The following is a 16391-nucleotide window of genomic DNA, read 5'->3' on the forward strand; positions in this document are numbered from 1 at the left end:
CCGCTGACGGTAACCGCAGGCCTATTTGCGCCGGCTGGTCACAGTCGGGGTGTAGCCAGCCTTGGCACGCCAGCGTTCCAGCAGGCTGACAAACTCCGCATTCAGATCGTCCGGCATGCCGTCCAGTCCCTTGTCCGGCATGGCCAGAACCACATGGGCGAACAGATCGCCGCGCGTGCCGCTCTTCGAATCGAGCGCGCCGCGGCCCTTCAGGCGCAGGATGGCGCCCGAATTGGACCCCCTGGCCAGATTGACGCTGACCGGACCATCCGGCGTCGGGGCCTGCACCTTGCCGCCCAGAAGCGCGTCCGGCAGGGAGACGAACAGGTCCATATGCAGGTCATTGCCGTCCATGCGGAATACCGGATGCGGCTTCAGGTGCAGCTCGACCAGGGCATCGCCATGGGCGCCGCGTCCGGAAGGCGAAGGCGAGCCCTGCCCTTTCAGACGCAGGGTCTGGCCATCGCGGCTGCCCTTGGGGATGTTGACATCGACCGTGCGGCCATCCGAAAGCAGCACGCGCCGCGTATTGCCGACAATGGTATCGAGCAGGTCGATATCGAGCTTGATACGGATGTCCTGGCCCTTGGCCGGCGGCTGTTCGCGCTGACCGCCAAAACCACCGAACCCACCGCCGAACGGTCCGCCGCCACCCCGGCCGCCCCCGCCGAACATGCTCATGATATCGTCCATGTCCATGCCTTCGAAGTGGGTGCTGCCGCGTCCGCCGCCCGCGCCAAAGGGCGAACCGCCCGCACGGCCCCCGCCACCAAAGCCACGGAAGATCTCACGGCCATCGGCATCGATCTCGCCGGCGTCAAACTTCTTGCGCTTGTCGGAATCCTTCAGGAAATCATAGGCCGCCGTCACACGCTTGAAGCGTTCCTCGGCGGTCTTGTTGTCGCGATTGGTATCGGGATGCAGCTCCTTGGCCAGCTTGCGGAACGCCTTCTGAATCTCGGCATCGCTGGCCCCCTTTTTCAGGCCCAATTCAGAATAGGGATCATTTGCCACTGTAAAACATACCTCCGAAACAGAGGTGTGTCCTAGACCTTATCGTTTCAAGTGGCAAGCATGGCAACGCCAAGGGCGCGTTGCCTTTCTTCATAAGAGAAGCCTCGCAAAGGCTCGGGCGGGCGGTCGCCCTTGCCAAAATTCAACGAATGAATTTTGGAGATGCCTTCTTATACCTCCCCGACACCCTCTTGGGGTTTGGGGGAGGGGGACCGACGCGCCCCTAGCGCGTTGGTGGTGGGGTTTCTTGCTTTCTTAGCACAGTCTAATCCGTCGCCGACCCTGCAATAATCGTCAATCTTTGCAAGTCGGGGACATAAATACTGAATAGGAATATACCCCACCACTCTTTGCCAGCCTTGAAGTAGCTTGACACCTTATCAAGGGACGGGCTGGTCCAGTCTAGAATGGTAACAGCATGTGTTTCTGGCAGAATTAACTTCCGGATGCTGTCGAACGTTTTCTGAATTTCGGCGGGAGAGCCATGCAAACCATAAGGCGGATTGAGGTAGGCGTAGGCAAATTGCCCGCCAGAGCCCACCTCCACGCCAGGACCGCCGCTTGATACCACCTGCAGTTTCTCAAGTGACCGCACTTTTGGATTTGTGAGCGTCTGACCATCAGCGGTCATGACACTCCCAAGTTTAATCAGGCCCCCATCTGTTGGATCATACCAGTCACCAAAAAATTGAGCCGCTGATATGTGTCGATTATTGAGCCTTTTAAACGCGCTTTCATTGAGACTACCTATACTGGCCAGCCTGTCATGGATCGCTGCCAACGAGTCCTTTTCCGCATCTTGCGCACCATCGTAGACGACGAACTGCAAGATGCCGCCCATTTCATAATAAGGCTTGAGTGCCTGCACAGCCTCATCAGCAGCCACATGCAACGTGGGTGATCGAGGCATGTCTGCTGCGAAAGAATCTCCCGGAAGGATTTGAGCACCTATCACAGAGGCCACTGCTTTCAGTAATAGTCGTCTATCCAAATGCATTGTCCCCGATCTTACCTGATCAATACTAAGTCATCGTAACATTTCAGGCAAATAAACACCTGCACGGAGTTTACACGGAGTTTATATGCCCCTACCCCAGAGCCAAGCTCAACACCGGCCCATAGCCATAGACCTGCGACTTCTGCGCAATTTCCACCCGCGCATCCGCCCCAGGCCCGCCCGGAAAATCCGCCGACCGCTCGGCATAGGTCCACTCCGTCGCCGACACCTCAACCTCCCGCACCATCACCTCCCCATCGAACACCTGCACACGATACAGCTCGTAGTCCTCGCATAGCGGCGGCTCGGCCTCCCAGCTATCCCCGCCATAACGCGGCGACCTCAGCCAGCTGACCGTATCGCCCGACACCCGCCCGAAAACCGGCGCGCGCGGCCGCAAACCCAGTCCGCTCCACGCCGTCGTCACATCCAGCGCATCCGCCGCCGCCCCTCCGAAGCCGGTCCGCCCCGTGCGCCACAGGCGCGACAGGCCCAGTTCATCTAGCGCCATGTCGGCCCGCACAAACCCGGCCGGCAGGATCACCACCTCCGCCTCGACGCTCATTCCGGCCAGCAGGGCCTGCTCGGTGCCCCACTGCCCGCGGATCAGCCCGCTCAGGCGATACTGGTCGACGCCCAGAGCCGTCGCCGTCAGGTACTGGAGAATTTCCCACTCGCCATTATCCGCCTGAACGCACAGACAGTTCTCCCCCGCCAGCACCTCTTCCAGGCTGCGGCTGACCGGGCCTGCGCCCTCGAGATAGATATCGAACGACGCCCCCGCGTGCAGATAATGCCTCCGCTGCACCGGCAGGGCCGTCAACATGCGTCCGACCGAGGCCGCCTCGCTGATCCGCCCGCGCTGGCGCAAGGACGCAGCACTCGCCCCGGCATAGACGTCCGCCCCGGCCCACGGATCGGCGGAGGGCACCAGCACCGGCCGCGCATTCTGCTCATCCGTGCCGAAACAGGGCAGTTCGAGCAGACGGAAGCTGGTGATAATCGACCCCGCTACCACGCCATTGACCGAGCTGGCTTCCGAGGGATCGGCGCCGATAAAACTGCGCGCCTCCGGTACCGACGCCAGGGTCACGGTCGGCGTCTCGCCCTGATCGACCTGGCTCAGGCGGTAATCAACGCCCCCGAAGGCCACGCCGTCGCCGGTTTCCAGTTCGAGCAGGCGCAGCGGATCGACATCGAGCGTCAGGGTCTGGCTGATAGCCTGCGCCGCCCGCAGCGCGTAGCCGGCATAGTCCATGGCCTGGGAGGCGCTCAATGTCAGCGGCAAATCCACCGAGCTCTGCGACGCCCCGGCCGCATCGCCGCGCACCGTCACCGACAGCAACTGGTAATCGCGGTCGATATCGTAACAGCGCAGGGTAAGGCTGGCCGGCGGCTCGACCAGATCACGCCGGGTCAGGACCGGACTCTGGTCATTATAGGCCAGGTCGCCTGTGATCAGCGTCGTATCGACGCCATGCGCCGAACCGATCAGTTTGAGCCCTTCGCCGCGCTCGGCCACGCTTAAGCCCAGATAGGTCAGCACCGGCGACAGGGCATCGGCCGCCGACATCGGCTGTTCGATGACATAGCCGTCAATTGTCCCCGTCACCTCGTCGAGATCGAGCTTGTCCAGGCCTATGCCCGCCTGCACCGCGATATCGGCGATCAGGTTCTTCGCCTCACCCGCCCCCATCCGGCCGTTCAGCCAGTGGCCGGTGCGCCAGTTGGCCGTATCGCCCCACACATCGTCGCGTTGCGGAAAATACGGATAGGGCCGCGCATCGTAAGCCCACACCGACATATCCGCCAGCATCGGCCCGCCATAGATCGTCGACAGCGGATTATGCGCCGCATAATGCTGCATATAGGCCGTCAGGCAGGCGCGCTGCGCCCGGTCGTCGCGGTCGCCATTCGAAAACGGCGGCATAGCGCTTTCCGTGCTTTTCGGATCGAGAAAGAGATTGGGCGCATTCGGTCCCTTGTCGATGGCGCCACAGCCGATCTCGATAAAACGGATCGGTTTGGATTGCGGCACCCAGGCGGTCGCCGTCTCCGAGCGCACGCCACCGGGCCGGTCGTGATGGGCGTTCGACCACCAGGAAACGATATCCTTCGGTCGATAGATCCACGGCTCGCCATAGGCGCCATCGCTGATTAGCAAACGCACCTGCGCCTCGCGGTCGGCCTCGCTCGCATAATACCAGTCGAAACCCTCGCCCGCCGTGATCCGCCCTTGCAGATAGGCGTCGTCATAGATCGTAGCCGCCAGCGTGCGGTCGAGATGATCGTCACCGTCGCGCCAGTCGGTCAGGGGCGCGTACCAGTCGATGCCGACAAAATCGATGTTTTCATCGGCCCACAGCGGATCGAGATGGAAGCTGACATGGCCCGTGCCATCCCCCGGCTGATGACCGAAATATTCCGACCAGTCGGCGCCATAGCCGATCTGCGCGTCCGGCAGAATGGCGCGCACCTCCGCCGCCAGCCCGCGCAGGGCCGTTACCATCGGATAGGTATTGCTGGCGCTGCGCAGGGTCGTCAGCCCGCGCAATTCCGAGCCAAGCACAAGGCCATCCACCCCGCCCGCCTGCGCGCCCAGATCGGCGCAGTGCTTCACGAAGCGCCGGAAGCCCCATTCGCCATCCATGAAGGCGCTGACCGCCGTGGCCGCGCCCACCGTCATATCCACCGCCGAAGTGATCCGCCCGCGCCAGGGATAACCGTCGCAATCCATCAGGATAAACGGGATCAGCGTCACCGCGTAGCCGCGCGCCTTCAGCTCGGTTATCGCCGCGATCACCACCGCATCGGCGGGCGTACCGCCATAGGCCGGACGGCCGTCTTGCTGGCTGACGACATAGGCCTCGGCGCGCGTGATTCCATCCACTGCCCAGCTCAGCGGCGTGGTGCGCTTGTCGCTGACCTCGACGCCCGGCCGGATCGTGCAGGTGGCCGCATCGAGACTGGTGCCGAACCAGCTCACCACCAGATTGACGGTCTTCACATTGGGCAATTGCGCCTGCAGCTGATCGAGCGAGACCATGAAATCGGTGCGTCCGTCCCCGGTATGCTGGGTCTCGTAACTGGCCTTCGTCATGCCGCTCAAAACCGCATTCGGCTCGGTCGCGTAGATGAATTCGCCCGCTCCGGGGATCAGGCAAACGCCTTCGATCAGGCTTTCCAGATCGACAAAATCCCCTGTCGGGCGGCGAAACACCTCGACCGACAAACTGGGCGGACGATTGCCGAACTGGGTGATGTCCAGGTCTTCGAACACCAGATAGGCCATGCCGCGATAGGCCGGCGCTGTCCCCTCCACGGCCTCGATCAGCGAGTCAGGAACCTGCGTTTCCTCGCCGCGATAGAGCCGGTAACTGACCACCGACTGATCGAGTAACTGCCCGTCCGCCCAGATACGCCCGATACCGTCGATGGGCCCCTCACTCAGGGCCACGGCCAGGGACAGCGTATAGCTGTAGCTTTCCGTCTTGCCGGAGGTCTTGCTGGCGCGCGTGGTCGAACGGTTTTCCTTGAGCCGCGCCGCCCAGATCAGGGTGCCGGAGACGCGCGCCTTGCCATAGACCTGCTTCACCGGATCGCCCTGCGCACTCTGGGTCAATTGCAGACCGCTCAGGCGCGAGCCCACCTGCCGCGTCGGCGACAGGCTGTTCAACGCGGTCCGGTCGATGGCCGAACCGAGCTGCGCGCCGATCCATCCGCCGACCGGCCCGCCCAGGGCCGTCCCCACCGCACTCAATACCACCTGCGCCAAATCTCAAATCCTTTCCCAATGTCTCCTCCCCTGCGTAGCGGGGGAGGTGGCCGGCGTAGTCCGGCCGGAGGGGGCCACTTCCGGAAACCGGAACGCCCCTACCACCGCCCTCTTCCAAAATGGCCCGAGCCAGCTCTCGACCACGGCATGTCCCCAATAGGCGTGAATGATCTTCGCCCGCGGATCATCGACACCCTCCCCGGCGCTCAAAATCGCCACATGCTTGGCCACCGTTCCCGGCCGGATGCGAAACGCCAGAACATCCCCCGGCCGTGCCTCAGCCACCGCCTCGAAATGCGCGCCCAATCCCGCCACCAACCGATCTTCCCCGCCCACCTCGGCCCAATCCGGACTATAGGCCGGCAGGACACAAGGCTCATCGCCGCACACCGCCCGCCAGACCCCGCGCACCAGGCCGATACAGTCGCACCCCACGCCCTTCAGGCTGGCCTGATGTTGATAGGGCGTGCCGATCCATGACCGCGCTTCAGTGATAATCATCTGCCGGCGCTCTGCTGCCGCGATGTCCCATCCATCACCTCACCGCTACGCGGATAGATCGTTAGGAAGTCCTCACCCGGCAGATCGGGGAAACCGCGAAAATTAAGCACATTGTCGAATATATTCAGGCAGGTGCTGTAGCGCTTGTCGCAGGTTGCCGCCGGCAGGGTCCCGGTCAGCCCGCAGCGCGCATCGCCCAGGGCCGCATCGCACAGAAAGCCGAACCGCCTTCCGATCACCCGATCGAGCTGCGCCGCCGGTCCCTCGACATGGGCGATGAACGACCCGCCTTCCGCCACCCCGCCGCGGCACTCCAGCCGCGCCAGTGTACCTGCCCCGGTCAGCAGATATTCCGAAGGCGCCGACCAGTCGACTGTGTAGACCCGCAATGTCGCCGCATCATAAAGCCCGGCGACGATATCCTCCGCGCCGATCGCATCTGACGAAATCACGCCGGAGACCGCCACACTGCCCGCCTCGCCAATATCGACGTTGGCCGCCCCCGCGGTCAGGCCCGATTGCGCCTGACAATCCACACCCAAAAAACGCAATGCCCGGTCATGATCGGTAAAACCGAGCGTCACGCCATCGCTGCGCTCGATCAGCCAGACATGGCAAAACTTCGCCGCCCCCTGCGCCAGGGCAGAGGTCATAGAATCAGAAATTGTCCGCATAAATCACCTCTTGTACCTCCCCGCTTGTCGGGGGGCCGGTGCCGGGGACCGCGCGCCTCCTGGCGCGGGGTGGTGGGGTGTCTTACTTCCTCAAACCCGTATCTCGATAAGCGACACCGCCGTCAGCCGCCCGGCATCAACACCTTCCAGGGTCAGTTCGATCTGTTCGGAATCGAAGCGCACCGGCGTATCGAATTCGAACCCGGCCGTGACCGCCCTGCCCGCCGCAGGCGCCTCAGCCAGCGTCACCACGCCCGTGGTCTCATCGACGGTAAACCCGCTCACCTCGACGCCATCGACCGCCACGCGCACCGTGCCGCTGACCGGCTTGGCGATATCACGCACAACACCACCGTAAGCTTTCACCAGCTGAAACGCCGCCATCGCGCCATCCCCTGTGCCGATGGCCTGATCCGTCGCCGCCGGTGTCGCATTGATTGCGCAGCTCCTGAAATCGGCGAAATCCTTGAAGCGGAAACCGTAGAGCCGCCCCTCCCGCGCCTCGAAGAAACCGAGCAGTTCCGCCGTATCGACCAGCGACCTGACACCCGCCCCGATCAGATAGCGACGGCGCCCCACCGCCCACGGGCTGATCCGCCGCTCATAACCGGAGGCGAGCGACACGATCTCCGTCTTGCGCTCGATCCCCGAACCCGACCCAAAGGCCAGGCGCGCCGGAAACCGCACCTCATGAAATCCACTCATCCCCTCACCCCCATGCGCGCCGCCCGTTGCAAGGCCGTCGCTACCTGCGCCTCCGACCTGACCAGGCTTTGCGTCCCGCCCGACACCATCACGGTCACATTGACGCTGGAGGCCTGGTTGCCACTGCCTACGTTCCCGGAAACCGACGGCGTGAAGACTTCTGGTCCGCGTTCACCGACCAAATAACTGCCTCCCGCTCCAACAAAGCCACCGTCCGCCCGCGCGCCAGAAAACGACGAACTCACTGCCGAAAACACCTCAGACAACACACTCGCCAATCCGCCCGAAGAAGACGATGTCCCCGATGCCGAATTGACCGCCGAAAGCACGGCCGAGGCCAGTTCCTTCAGACTGATCTTGCCGTCCGAAGCCGCCCGCGCCAACGACCGCGACAGGCTTTCTCCCGCCTTCGAAAAGGCCTGATCTATGGCGTCGGCAGCCTCGGAGGCTGAAGCCTCCAGCGCCTTCAGACGCCCTTCCGCCTCACCGGCCTGACCACCAAACATATCACTCATCCGGAAACGCCCGCATCAAATCCTCCAAAGTCTGCCGCCTCAAAACCGCCACTTCCGGCGCCGCATTCAACATCTGCCACTCCCGCCAGCTCAACCGCCAGAAAGCTTCCGGCGCCAGCCGCAAACCCAAAACCCCATGGCGAAACAGCGCAGCCCAGTCAGTTCGCATTCATCGCCTCGAAGGCCCGCACCACGGCGCGAATGGCCTCGGCAAGACCGATCCCTTCCGGCAGATCATCCATGGCCAGAGCCCGCAAAACGACCGTCAGATCCGCCGCGCCCAGGCCTTTCAATCGCTCGGCCAAACCCTCAAATCCGGAAACCTGGAAATGACCTTCCAGCGCCGCCAGTGCCCCAAGCGTCACGCAAAGACGCACTTCCGCGCCCCCCAGCGCCACCAGCACTTCCCCCCTCGCCGAATTGGCCAAAAGCCTAGATTGCGGCAAAGCCGACCTCCCCTGCCGAGGCCAGGGTCAGGGCGAAACTGGCCTCGCCATCATGCTGACCGGCATATTCCAGCGCAGCGATCAGGAAAGGTCCCTCAAACACGCCGAAATCCGGCACGATCAGTTGCCAGTCGGATTGCGCTTGCGCAAAGAACACCTCACGCATCAGGGCATCGGACGCGGCATCGCGGAAGACACCGGCGCCCGAAACCGACAGCGAGCGCACCCCGGCCCCGGCCAGCAGCTCCCGCCAGCCCCCCGAGCCGGAATCGGTGACATCCACCGTCTTGGCATTGAGCGAAACGGTCCGCGCCCGCAGTCCCGCCACGGTCACAAACGCCTCGCCATCGGAAATCTTGAGCAGCATATCCCTGCCCTTTTGCACAGCCATAAATATCTCCTTTTCATTTCCTCCTCCCCTGCGCAGCGGGGGAGGTGTCACGGCTTGTCCGTGACGGAGGAGGCCTGCCTAACCCGCCTCAGTCACCGCTCTCAGCCGCACCAGCGCATAGGTCGTCCGCTGATCCGCCGAGCGAAACACATCGATATAGGTCACCCGCAGACTGACCAGCCCGGCCACATCCAGCTCTGCCCCATCGAGCAAAACCCGCAATTCCGCCGCAATCGCCTTGGCCTCTTCCGAACCCCCGAAACGCGACACGCAGATCAGGTTCAGCGCCTGCTCGGTCACATCGGCCTCGACACCGCCAATCGATTGCGCCGACACGCGCCCGAAGCTGACATAGGGGTAAACAACTTCCGCCGGGGCCTGATCATAGACCCGCACGGGAGTCCCCAGCCAGACGGCAAGGGAGGCCTGCCCACGCAGATACGCCAGCAGACCTGCCTGCAAATCCAGAAACGCGCTCATACGTGAATCCTCTCCAGCCGCGCGCGGACATAGCCATCCGCGCCCTCATCCAAGCTGATGATCGTCCAGTCGAAACCCTTGAGACTGAGCCGCCCGCCACGCGCCAGACCCGCCGCCGAGCGACAGATAAAATCCGCGCCCTGCACCACAAAGGCATCACCTTCCGCCATACTTTCCACCTCCGGCGTATCGGGCTGGAAATCACCCCAGACCGTCATCCCCGGTGCCAGCGAAAACGACCGGCCGCCGTAGAGACTTTCGCTTTCGGTCACGGCATAGAGCCGCGCCGGCGTCTGCAAGTCAGAAATCCTCACAGCCTCACCTCGCGATAGGGCGAAAGCCAGGCATCGAGGCTAGTCAGGTCGGTTACGCTTTCGCCGCGATCCTGGTAGGCCTGCGCCACCAGGTACAGCAGGCAAAGCCGCAGCGGCGCCGGCGAAGCCTCATCGAGGGCGACGCCGACTTCGCCTTCCAGCCGCACCTGTGCCGCCGCGATCAGGGTGGCGATCAGGATGTCCTCGGCGTCATGCGACACGCGCAGAAAGAGCTTGGCCTCGTCCAGCGAGACAGGATCAGCCATTTGATTTTCCTTGAAATTATTGATCTGGCGACCACTCTAAACCCACCGGCCAAAGCGGGGATTATTTGCCAGAAAGTCGTTCATCCCAGCGGCCCCGCGTTGAGAGCCGGGCCGCTGGGATGAGGCGAAAATCATTAGCTCGTGAGAAACGGAGCGGAGCGTACTTGAGTACGTGAGCACCGTATCGCAGCGAGATAAGGATTTGCAGCCCACCCCAGCGAGACCGGCTACGACGCGGCCACTTTGAGCAGCTTTATGGCATCAAAATTCTGCACCCCGCCACCGACACGCTTGGTGGTGTAGAACAGCACATAGGGCTTGGCCGAATAGGGATCGCGCAGCACCGAGATACCGGCACGATCGACGATCAGATACCCCTTGGCGAAGTCCCCAAACGCCACCGCATAGGCATTGGCGGCCACATCCGGCATGTCCTCGATCTCCTGCACCGGATAGCCGAGCAGCAGCGGCAGGCTGCCCGCGGTCATGGCCGGCTGCCAGATATAGTTGCCGTCGGCATCCTTGAACTTGCGGATCTTCGCGGCCGTGCGGCGGTTCATGACGAAGCTGGCGCCGGGGCGATATTGCGCCTTCGGGGCATAGATCAGGTCGATCAGCGCGTCGGTCGGGTTGCTGGTGGCGAAATCGCTGGCAGCCCCCGTGGCGACATAGCCGATCTGCCCCCAGGTGGCCGAGGCATTGGCCGCCGTGGTGTAGCTCAAAAAGCCCTTCGGCTTGCCCGAACCGTCACCGCTGACAAAGGCCGTGGTTTCCTGGGCGGCGAAGCTGTCCTCGATCTCGGAGGCCAGCCATTCGTCGAGATTGATATAGGCGTCGTCCAGCAGATCCTGGGTGGCCGATGGCGAGGCATAGAGGTCGCCGGCCGCGAAAGTGATCAGGTCGAGCGTCGCCGGATTGGTTTCCGGCCGCGACGCCGTTTCCGCCACCCAGCCGGAGGTGACTGAGGCCGTCGTGACCGGCTTCCTGAAGGTCGCCGCCCCGACCTGACGCACGGTCGCCAGCGAACGGAAGGGCGACACCTGAGCCAGGCGACGGTCGATAAAGGTCTCCGTCTCGGTCGGCGCCAGCACACCCGAACCGCTGGACGACGAAATGCCCGCCTTCAGCTCGATCGCCATGCGTCCAGAACGCATGTAGCCCTCCCAGGCGGCCTTGGCTTCATCGGGCTGGGCCAGACGGCCTTCCTCGATCGCAGGCCGCGACTTCTGGCTCATCAGGCGCTGAAGACGCCCCTCGGCCGATTGCAGCGCACTTTCGATACGCTCCAGCTTGTCTTCCAGCAGGCCGTCGCCACGCTTGGTCTCGATGGCGCTGAGGCGCTCGTCATTGGCGGCCTTGAAGGCCTCGAAATTGGCCAGCACCTCATGCAGGGCCGCACGCACCTCCGGCGAGGCCGCGGCCTGTTTCACTTCTTTCATCCATTTTCTCCAGTTGAAAACACAGTCTCTCGTACCTCCCCGCTTGCCGGGGAGGGGGGTACCTTTCGCTAAAGCTACGGGTGGCAAGCCGTATGTGAATGGCTTGTCCCACGAAGCCTTGGCGAAGGGGGATGGTGGGGTTTCTTGCTTACGGATTTCGATATGCTAGGCTGGCGATAATGACCGGCTTCACTTCACTCGAAATCGCTGTGCTGACCGCCATCAGCAGCGGCCATGCGGCACTCGGCGCCTTGCTCGACACCGCCCAAATCACCGAGCGCGAAAATACCGGGCATGGCTTCTACACCTCGTTTTCGGTCGACCGCCACATATCGGCCTTGCAGATGCCGGACCGGCAACTGAACGGCCCGAACGCCTATATGAACGACATGGGCGCCGGCATGCTCATGGGCTTTATCCTGTGGTTCGAAGACGGCTATCCCGATTGCCTGGAGGGCTTTCAATATAGCGACAGCCAGGGCAACACAGTCGATCTGAAAACACGCGATCTGACCACCCTGACGTTCATGCGGCTTGAGCCGCTTCCGCCATCGCCGTGATCCTGGCACTCGGCAGCATCGGGAAGGTGACGATGGAGATTTCCCACAGTTCCACCACCGTCAGCACCCGCAGACTGCCACTATCCTTGCGGCTCTTCACCGCGCGAAAACCGATACTCAACCCATCGACCACGCCGGCCTTCACCAGCGACCCGACCATCCGCGCCTCGGCATTCAGGTCCAGTATCCGCCCGCGCACATAGAGCCCGATAGCATCCTCGCGCAGTTCGTCCCATACCCCCACCGGTGACCTGACCTGATGCTGGTAAAGCATCCGCACACCTTTCACCCCGGTATTCAGCAGGGTATCGCGAAAGGCGCCAGCCACCACCACATCGTCATTCAGGTCGCGCAGGCCAAAGCGCGACGCATAGCCTTCGATATAGAGCGTCATGAATACTCGCCTTTTCTAGAATTTGGCCAGCTTGGTCTCGATCCGGTCGAGCGTGGCGCGCTGCGCAAAGGCCTGTTCCTCCAGCCGCGCCAAGCGTTCATTGACGCCCGCCTGCTGCTCCAGCCTCTGCTCCATCATGTCGAGCCGCGCCCCGGCCCGGCCAACCCACAGCAGTACAAACGCCGTCTGGATCACTACTGTCACCACGGCCGCGACGGGCACCGCCTGCCAAAAAATCATGGCGCCACCTCACTCAAACCCGCCAGATGCCGGCGCTCCGCATCGCTCAGGAAACTCGCCGCCTCCAGCCTGGCCCACAGTGCATCGCGCTCCGCGGAAAGCGCCGGCAGCGCCTCGATATCGTTGACGATCCGCGTCCCCGGAAACCTGACCGCCAGCCAGGCGCTCAAACTCCGTGTCGTCTTCTCGGCCAGCGGCAGCACCGCATTGCGCCAGAAGGCGGCATTGGCCTCCCTGTAATTGGCGTAGGAATTATCGCCCGGAATGCCGAGCAATTGCGCCGGTACGCCAAACGCCAAAGCGATCTCGCGCGCCGCCGCGTTTTTGCCCTGAATGAAGTCCATATCGGCCGGCGTCAGTGACATCGGCTTCCAGTCGAGCCCGCCTTCCAGCAACAGCGGCCGCCCGGCATTGTCCTGGCCGGAATAGGTATCAGCCAGTTGCTCTTTCAACCGCGCAAACTGATCCTCGGTCAGCCGCTCGGAGGCCTTCGAACCATAGACCAACGCCCCCGAAGGCCGCGCCGCATTATCGAGCAGCGCCTTGTTCCAGGCCCCGGAGGCATTATGCACATCGATCGAAAACGCCGCAGCTTCCAAAGGCGACAAACCATACCAGTCATCGAGCGGATGCCATAATTTCAGATGCAGCACCTTCAGCCAGCCCTCACCATCACGACCGATGCGCGCCTTGCCGCTGCCGGTACTGTATTCATAGGCCTCCGGCCAGCCACCCGCCCCCGCCACCACCTTCATACGGTCAGGCCGCAGGCTCCACAGTTCGCCTGGCACTTCCTGATCCAGAAACGCCGCCTCGACATAGGCATTGCCCGCCGTCTGCAAACCGCCATAGAGCGCCTCGCGCAGATCTGCCCCGCCCTGCTCCGGATTGGGCCGGTCGATCAGCCTTTGCAGCGGATGATCCGGCGCGCGTCGCCCCTCAAACTCCACCCGCAGCGGCACCGACGCACAGGCCTCTGCGATCATCCTGACGCAACGATAGGCAATGGCATTCTTCGCAAAGCCCTCACTGACCAGCGCCTGATAATTGCGCGGCGTCCACACCGGCCGCCCCACCAGGGTCATGGCCACCACCGCCCCCGCCGCACTCTGTTTCTGCTCGCGCCTGAAAAGGCCGCTCAATTTCTCAAACATCAAATTCCCGCTTTCTTGTACCTCCCCGCTTGTCGGGGAGGGGGACCGCGCCGCTCTTGCGGCGTGGTGGTGGGGTTTCTTGCTTCCCTAAACCCGCCGCAATCTCGGCTCCGCCCGCCCATTCACCAGCAGGGTCGACAAGGCCCAGACCAACGCGTCGGCCCTGTCCGGGCTTTTGGCCGGACTCTTCCCCAATTCCCCACTGCCCAGCGCCATCAGTTCCTCATCCAGCTCCGCAAACCGTCGCCGTCCCATAGGACAATGACTCACCCTTCCCTGCTCATAGAGCGCCGCCACCGGCTCCGCCCGCGTCCGCTTGCCGGACCGCGCATGCACCAGTTCGATCGGCACATCGCAGCCGGACATGGCCAGCAGAGACCGCACCATCTCCCCGCCTTGGTTGGCCTCGGCCACCACCCGATGCGCCCCATGTTCCGCCACCACGGCGGCCACGACCTGCGCCCAGCCGAGCGGTGACTGGCCATTGACGGTCGCGTCTTCGAGCACATATCCCCGCTCACCCAGGCGGCCGGCCACCACGATCCCGCAGGCATCGCCGTGACTTGAGGCCGACGGATCGACCGCCACCACCACCTCTTCAAACCGCTCCGGCCGCGCTCCATAACAGCGCCCCAGATCATCGGCCCGCCACAGGGCGCGGTTGTCGTCATCGACCACCAGCCCTTCCAGTTCCTGCGCCGCCAGCCGTGTGCCGCCATAAAGCCCGCGCAGACCTTCCAGAAAGGCCGGCGCCAGGTTTTCGGCATTGTCCTTCGTCGTCGCCCGCGTCACCGCCACGCTGCTCTCCTTCATCAGGGTCCGCAGCGCCGTGATCGGCTTGGGCGTCGTGGTCAAACACAGCCGCGGCGCATTCCCCAGCCGCAATCCCATGCGCAACATGGCCAGGGTCTCCGCCGGATGCCGCCAGGCGCAGAATTCATCCGCCCAGGCGTAATGAAACTGCGGCCCGCGCAAACTCTCCGGATCTTCGGCGGAAAAAGCATAGGCCACCCCGCCATTGGGCCAGCGCAACCGCCGGCGCGAGACCTCGTAACGCGGCCGATTGCCTCTTGATGCGATAGTCTTCAGTCCCGAAGGCCCCTCGATCATCACCTCGCGCACATCGTGCAGGCTCGGCCCGATCAGGGCGCAGCGAACCCCACGCCCGGCCAGAGCCGCCAGCCATTCCGCCCCGGCGCGCGTCTTCCCGGCGCCGCGTCCGCCGAGAAACAGCCAGCTATGCCAATCCCCCGGCGGGGCCTTCTGATGTTCGTTCGCCCAGAACCCCCACCGCGTCACTTCGTCCGGCGGCCTCGGTCCGTCCGGCAGGCTCGCCACCCAGGCCGTGATCTCTGCGTGCGTCAGCGAGGCGATGAAGTTTGCGTTCCAGTTCTGCGCGCCAATCCCGGCCAGTCCAATCGTCATTCATCTCTTCTTCCTCAGTATCTTCATCCGAATCCTCAGCGCCCTTGAAAATCTGCTCAATGGCGGCATCTGCCGCCTTCAGCGCCTTGGCCATGCGCTCGGCTTCCAGCGGCGTTTTCGGCTCGGTCAGCGCTTCGATATCGGTCACCAGCTTTTCGACCTGAACCGCCAGCCTCAGCTTCAGGGCCAGTTTCCTTTGCGCCAGATCGTCATGTTTGCGTTCCATGCGCTCAATCTACCGCGGCCACACCTTGCGGGGATTTTTTGCGCAAAAAAGCCGCCCCGCTTCCGCGAGACGGCTTAATTTTCTGAGTTTCACCCTGCCCGATGGCGAGCTTAGTGATGATCCTGATCGTTATTATTGTCATGGCCGTGGTCATGATCGTTGTCATGATCCCGACCCTGATCGTGGTGACGATCGCGGCCGTGGTGATCCCATCCATCGGTGGCGCAGGCGCTGAGGCTCAGGGCCGAAGCAGCGACAAGCAGCAAAACTATCTTTTTCATGATCAGCCTTTCTCTTTTGCGGACAGTACTATTTCAACGTCTAAATTGAAAAGCTCCGTCGATGAAAAGCAACTCAATCGATATCTTCCGCCGGCCAGTCCGAACGGTCTTCGCTCAGGTCCCAGGCAGCGAAATCGAGCGCGTCTTCCACAACACGCAATGACAGCTCCGAAACCGTCTGCCCGCGCACCGAAACCCCGGCGCGATGCACCGTCTCGCGGTCGCCGGTGATCAGGTGGTGCCAGGCCGGCAGGGTCTTGCCCTCATGCAGCCGGCGATAGGCGCAGGACATCGGCATCCATTCCAGCGCCTCAATATTGCGCGGCGTCAGCTTGATGCAGTCCGGCACATGCTTCTTGCGCTGCGCATAGTTCGAACAGGCGCATGTGTCGGAATCGAAGAGCTTGCAGTGAACACGCGTCGGTATGACCTCCAGCGTCTCCTCGTCCTCGAAGCGCACCAGGCAGCATAGCCCGCAGCCATCGCACAGGCTCTCCCATTCCTGCGCATTCATCTGTTCAAGGTTCTTGGTTTCCCAGAAGGGCTTTTGGGCGGCACTGTTCCTCATGCGGCGCTTATAATCCGCCGCTGCCA

At 63.0% G+C, this 16391-nt stretch carries 22 protein-coding genes; 1 reads left to right on the top strand and 21 read right to left on the bottom strand.

What is annotated here, in order from left to right; genetic code table 11:
• Window positions 1-21 precede the first annotated feature (21 nt).
• The 14 genes from QM647_RS01880 to QM647_RS01945 form a co-directional block, all read right to left on the bottom strand.
• Window positions 22-1014, bottom strand: coding sequence for a J domain-containing protein (locus tag QM647_RS01880; RefSeq protein WP_414993769.1), 993 nt, complete (start codon window positions 1012-1014; stop codon window positions 22-24).
• 265 nt (window positions 1015-1279) lie between these two features.
• A complete protein-coding gene (locus tag QM647_RS01885; RefSeq protein WP_414993770.1) occupies window positions 1280-2011 on the bottom strand; it encodes a hypothetical protein in 732 nt (243 codons plus the stop codon).
• A 91-nt stretch (window positions 2012-2102) separates the two neighbouring features.
• A complete protein-coding gene (locus QM647_RS01890) occupies window positions 2103-5777 on the bottom strand; it encodes a baseplate multidomain protein megatron (RefSeq protein ID WP_414994554.1) in 3675 nt (1224 codons plus the stop codon).
• Window positions 5778-5789: 12 nt separating this feature from the next.
• Window positions 5790-6287, bottom strand: a complete 498-nt coding sequence (locus QM647_RS01895) for an NlpC/P60 family protein (RefSeq protein ID WP_414993771.1) — start codon at window positions 6285-6287, stop codon at window positions 5790-5792.
• Window positions 6284-6961 (bottom strand): DUF2163 domain-containing protein, encoded by a 678-nt coding sequence (locus QM647_RS01900; RefSeq protein ID WP_414993772.1) that lies wholly within the window; start codon window positions 6959-6961, stop codon window positions 6284-6286. Before QM647_RS01900 ends, QM647_RS01895 begins: the two co-directional genes overlap by 4 nt.
• Before the next feature lie 90 nt (window positions 6962-7051).
• On the bottom strand, window positions 7052-7666 hold the full coding sequence (locus QM647_RS01905; RefSeq protein ID WP_414993773.1) for a TIGR02217 family protein: 615 nt from the start codon (window positions 7664-7666) through the stop codon (window positions 7052-7054).
• Window positions 7663-8181 (bottom strand): phage tail tape measure C-terminal domain-containing protein, encoded by a 519-nt coding sequence (locus QM647_RS01910; protein WP_414993774.1) that lies wholly within the window; start codon window positions 8179-8181, stop codon window positions 7663-7665. Before QM647_RS01910 ends, QM647_RS01905 begins: the two co-directional genes overlap by 4 nt.
• Window positions 8174-8350, bottom strand: coding sequence for a rcc01693 family protein (locus QM647_RS01915; RefSeq protein ID WP_414993775.1), 177 nt, complete (start codon window positions 8348-8350; stop codon window positions 8174-8176). The genes QM647_RS01910 and QM647_RS01915 overlap by 8 nt, the downstream gene beginning before the upstream one ends.
• Window positions 8340-8627, bottom strand: coding sequence for a gene transfer agent family protein (locus tag QM647_RS01920; protein ID WP_414993776.1), 288 nt, complete (start codon window positions 8625-8627; stop codon window positions 8340-8342). The genes QM647_RS01915 and QM647_RS01920 overlap by 11 nt, the downstream gene beginning before the upstream one ends.
• A complete protein-coding gene (locus tag QM647_RS01925) occupies window positions 8614-9018 on the bottom strand; it encodes a phage major tail protein, TP901-1 family (RefSeq protein WP_414993777.1) in 405 nt (134 codons plus the stop codon). The genes QM647_RS01920 and QM647_RS01925 overlap by 14 nt, the downstream gene beginning before the upstream one ends.
• Before the next feature lie 78 nt (window positions 9019-9096).
• Complete coding sequence (locus tag QM647_RS01930) at window positions 9097-9498, bottom strand: DUF3168 domain-containing protein (protein WP_414993778.1); 402 nt, start codon at window positions 9496-9498, stop codon at window positions 9097-9099.
• The gene (locus tag QM647_RS01935; protein ID WP_414993779.1) at window positions 9495-9812 is read right to left on the bottom strand and encodes a hypothetical protein; all 318 of its coding nucleotides are present in this window, start codon (window positions 9810-9812) and stop codon (window positions 9495-9497) included. The genes QM647_RS01930 and QM647_RS01935 overlap by 4 nt, the downstream gene beginning before the upstream one ends.
• Complete coding sequence (locus tag QM647_RS01940) at window positions 9809-10078, bottom strand: head-tail connector protein (RefSeq protein WP_414993780.1); 270 nt, start codon at window positions 10076-10078, stop codon at window positions 9809-9811. The genes QM647_RS01935 and QM647_RS01940 overlap by 4 nt, the downstream gene beginning before the upstream one ends.
• Window positions 10079-10305: 227 nt before the next feature.
• Entirely contained in the window at window positions 10306-11517 is a 1212-nt protein-coding gene (locus QM647_RS01945) for a phage major capsid protein (RefSeq protein WP_414993781.1), read from the bottom strand.
• Window positions 11518-11696: 179 nt separating this feature from the next.
• Between QM647_RS01945 and QM647_RS01950 the strand changes: the two genes are divergently transcribed.
• Complete coding sequence (locus tag QM647_RS01950) at window positions 11697-12077, top strand: hypothetical protein (RefSeq protein WP_414993782.1); 381 nt, start codon at window positions 11697-11699, stop codon at window positions 12075-12077.
• On the opposite strand, the gene QM647_RS01955 is transcribed toward QM647_RS01950, so the two are convergent.
• From QM647_RS01955 to QM647_RS01985, 7 genes are all read right to left on the bottom strand, one after another.
• Entirely contained in the window at window positions 12043-12471 is a 429-nt protein-coding gene (locus QM647_RS01955; protein WP_414993783.1) for an HK97 family phage prohead protease, read from the bottom strand. The two genes, QM647_RS01950 and QM647_RS01955, sit on opposite strands and share 35 nt — an antisense overlap.
• A gap of 15 nt (window positions 12472-12486) precedes the next feature.
• Window positions 12487-12711, bottom strand: coding sequence for a hypothetical protein (locus tag QM647_RS01960; RefSeq protein WP_414993784.1), 225 nt, complete (start codon window positions 12709-12711; stop codon window positions 12487-12489).
• Window positions 12708-13865: a phage portal protein gene (locus QM647_RS01965; RefSeq protein WP_414993785.1), complete on the bottom strand. Its 1158-nt coding sequence runs from the start codon at window positions 13863-13865 to the stop codon at window positions 12708-12710. Before QM647_RS01965 ends, QM647_RS01960 begins: the two co-directional genes overlap by 4 nt.
• Window positions 13866-13952: 87 nt before the next feature.
• A complete protein-coding gene (locus QM647_RS01970) occupies window positions 13953-15203 on the bottom strand; it encodes a DNA-packaging protein (RefSeq protein WP_414994555.1) in 1251 nt (416 codons plus the stop codon).
• The gene (locus QM647_RS01975; protein ID WP_414993786.1) at window positions 15103-15516 is read right to left on the bottom strand and encodes a hypothetical protein; all 414 of its coding nucleotides are present in this window, start codon (window positions 15514-15516) and stop codon (window positions 15103-15105) included. The genes QM647_RS01970 and QM647_RS01975 overlap by 101 nt, the downstream gene beginning before the upstream one ends.
• 110 nt (window positions 15517-15626) lie before the next feature.
• On the bottom strand, window positions 15627-15797 hold the full coding sequence (locus QM647_RS01980) for a hypothetical protein (protein WP_414993787.1): 171 nt from the start codon (window positions 15795-15797) through the stop codon (window positions 15627-15629).
• A 73-nt stretch (window positions 15798-15870) separates the two neighbouring features.
• Complete coding sequence (locus tag QM647_RS01985) at window positions 15871-16365, bottom strand: YcgN family cysteine cluster protein (RefSeq protein WP_414993788.1); 495 nt, start codon at window positions 16363-16365, stop codon at window positions 15871-15873.
• Window positions 16366-16391: the final 26 nt, after the last annotated feature.

The sequence above is a fragment of the Asticcacaulis sp. genome (assembly GCF_047605585.1).
GTDB lineage: Bacteria > Pseudomonadota > Alphaproteobacteria > Caulobacterales > Caulobacteraceae > Asticcacaulis.

Coding starts and splice junctions, on each gene's coding strand:
- QM647_RS01965 (WP_414993785.1), bottom strand. CDS start 13,865: ATGTTTGAGAAATTGAGCGGCCTTTTCAGGCGCGAGCAGAAACAGAGT.
- QM647_RS01905 (WP_414993773.1), bottom strand. CDS start 7,666: ATGAGTGGATTTCATGAGGTGCGGTTTCCGGCGCGCCTGGCCTTTGGG.
- QM647_RS01900 (WP_414993772.1), bottom strand. CDS start 6,961: ATGCGGACAATTTCTGATTCTATGACCTCTGCCCTGGCGCAGGGGGCG.
- QM647_RS01930 (WP_414993778.1), bottom strand. CDS start 9,498: ATGAGCGCGTTTCTGGATTTGCAGGCAGGTCTGCTGGCGTATCTGCGT.
- QM647_RS01980 (WP_414993787.1), bottom strand. CDS start 15,797: ATGAAAAAGATAGTTTTGCTGCTTGTCGCTGCTTCGGCCCTGAGCCTC.
- QM647_RS01940 (WP_414993780.1), bottom strand. CDS start 10,078: ATGGCTGATCCTGTCTCGCTGGACGAGGCCAAGCTCTTTCTGCGCGTG.
- QM647_RS01960 (WP_414993784.1), bottom strand. CDS start 12,711: ATGATTTTTTGGCAGGCGGTGCCCGTCGCGGCCGTGGTGACAGTAGTG.
- QM647_RS01910 (WP_414993774.1), bottom strand. CDS start 8,181: ATGAGTGATATGTTTGGTGGTCAGGCCGGTGAGGCGGAAGGGCGTCTG.
- QM647_RS01975 (WP_414993786.1), bottom strand. CDS start 15,516: ATGGAACGCAAACATGACGATCTGGCGCAAAGGAAACTGGCCCTGAAG.
- QM647_RS01925 (WP_414993777.1), bottom strand. CDS start 9,018: ATGGCTGTGCAAAAGGGCAGGGATATGCTGCTCAAGATTTCCGATGGC.
- QM647_RS01885 (WP_414993770.1), bottom strand. CDS start 2,011: ATGCATTTGGATAGACGACTATTACTGAAAGCAGTGGCCTCTGTGATA.
- QM647_RS01945 (WP_414993781.1), bottom strand. CDS start 11,517: ATGAAAGAAGTGAAACAGGCCGCGGCCTCGCCGGAGGTGCGTGCGGCC.
- QM647_RS01985 (WP_414993788.1), bottom strand. CDS start 16,365: ATGAGGAACAGTGCCGCCCAAAAGCCCTTCTGGGAAACCAAGAACCTT.
- QM647_RS01915 (WP_414993775.1), bottom strand. CDS start 8,350: ATGCGAACTGACTGGGCTGCGCTGTTTCGCCATGGGGTTTTGGGTTTG.
- QM647_RS01895 (WP_414993771.1), bottom strand. CDS start 6,287: ATGATTATCACTGAAGCGCGGTCATGGATCGGCACGCCCTATCAACAT.
- QM647_RS01950 (WP_414993782.1), top strand. CDS start 11,697: ATGACCGGCTTCACTTCACTCGAAATCGCTGTGCTGACCGCCATCAGC.
- QM647_RS01955 (WP_414993783.1), bottom strand. CDS start 12,471: ATGACGCTCTATATCGAAGGCTATGCGTCGCGCTTTGGCCTGCGCGAC.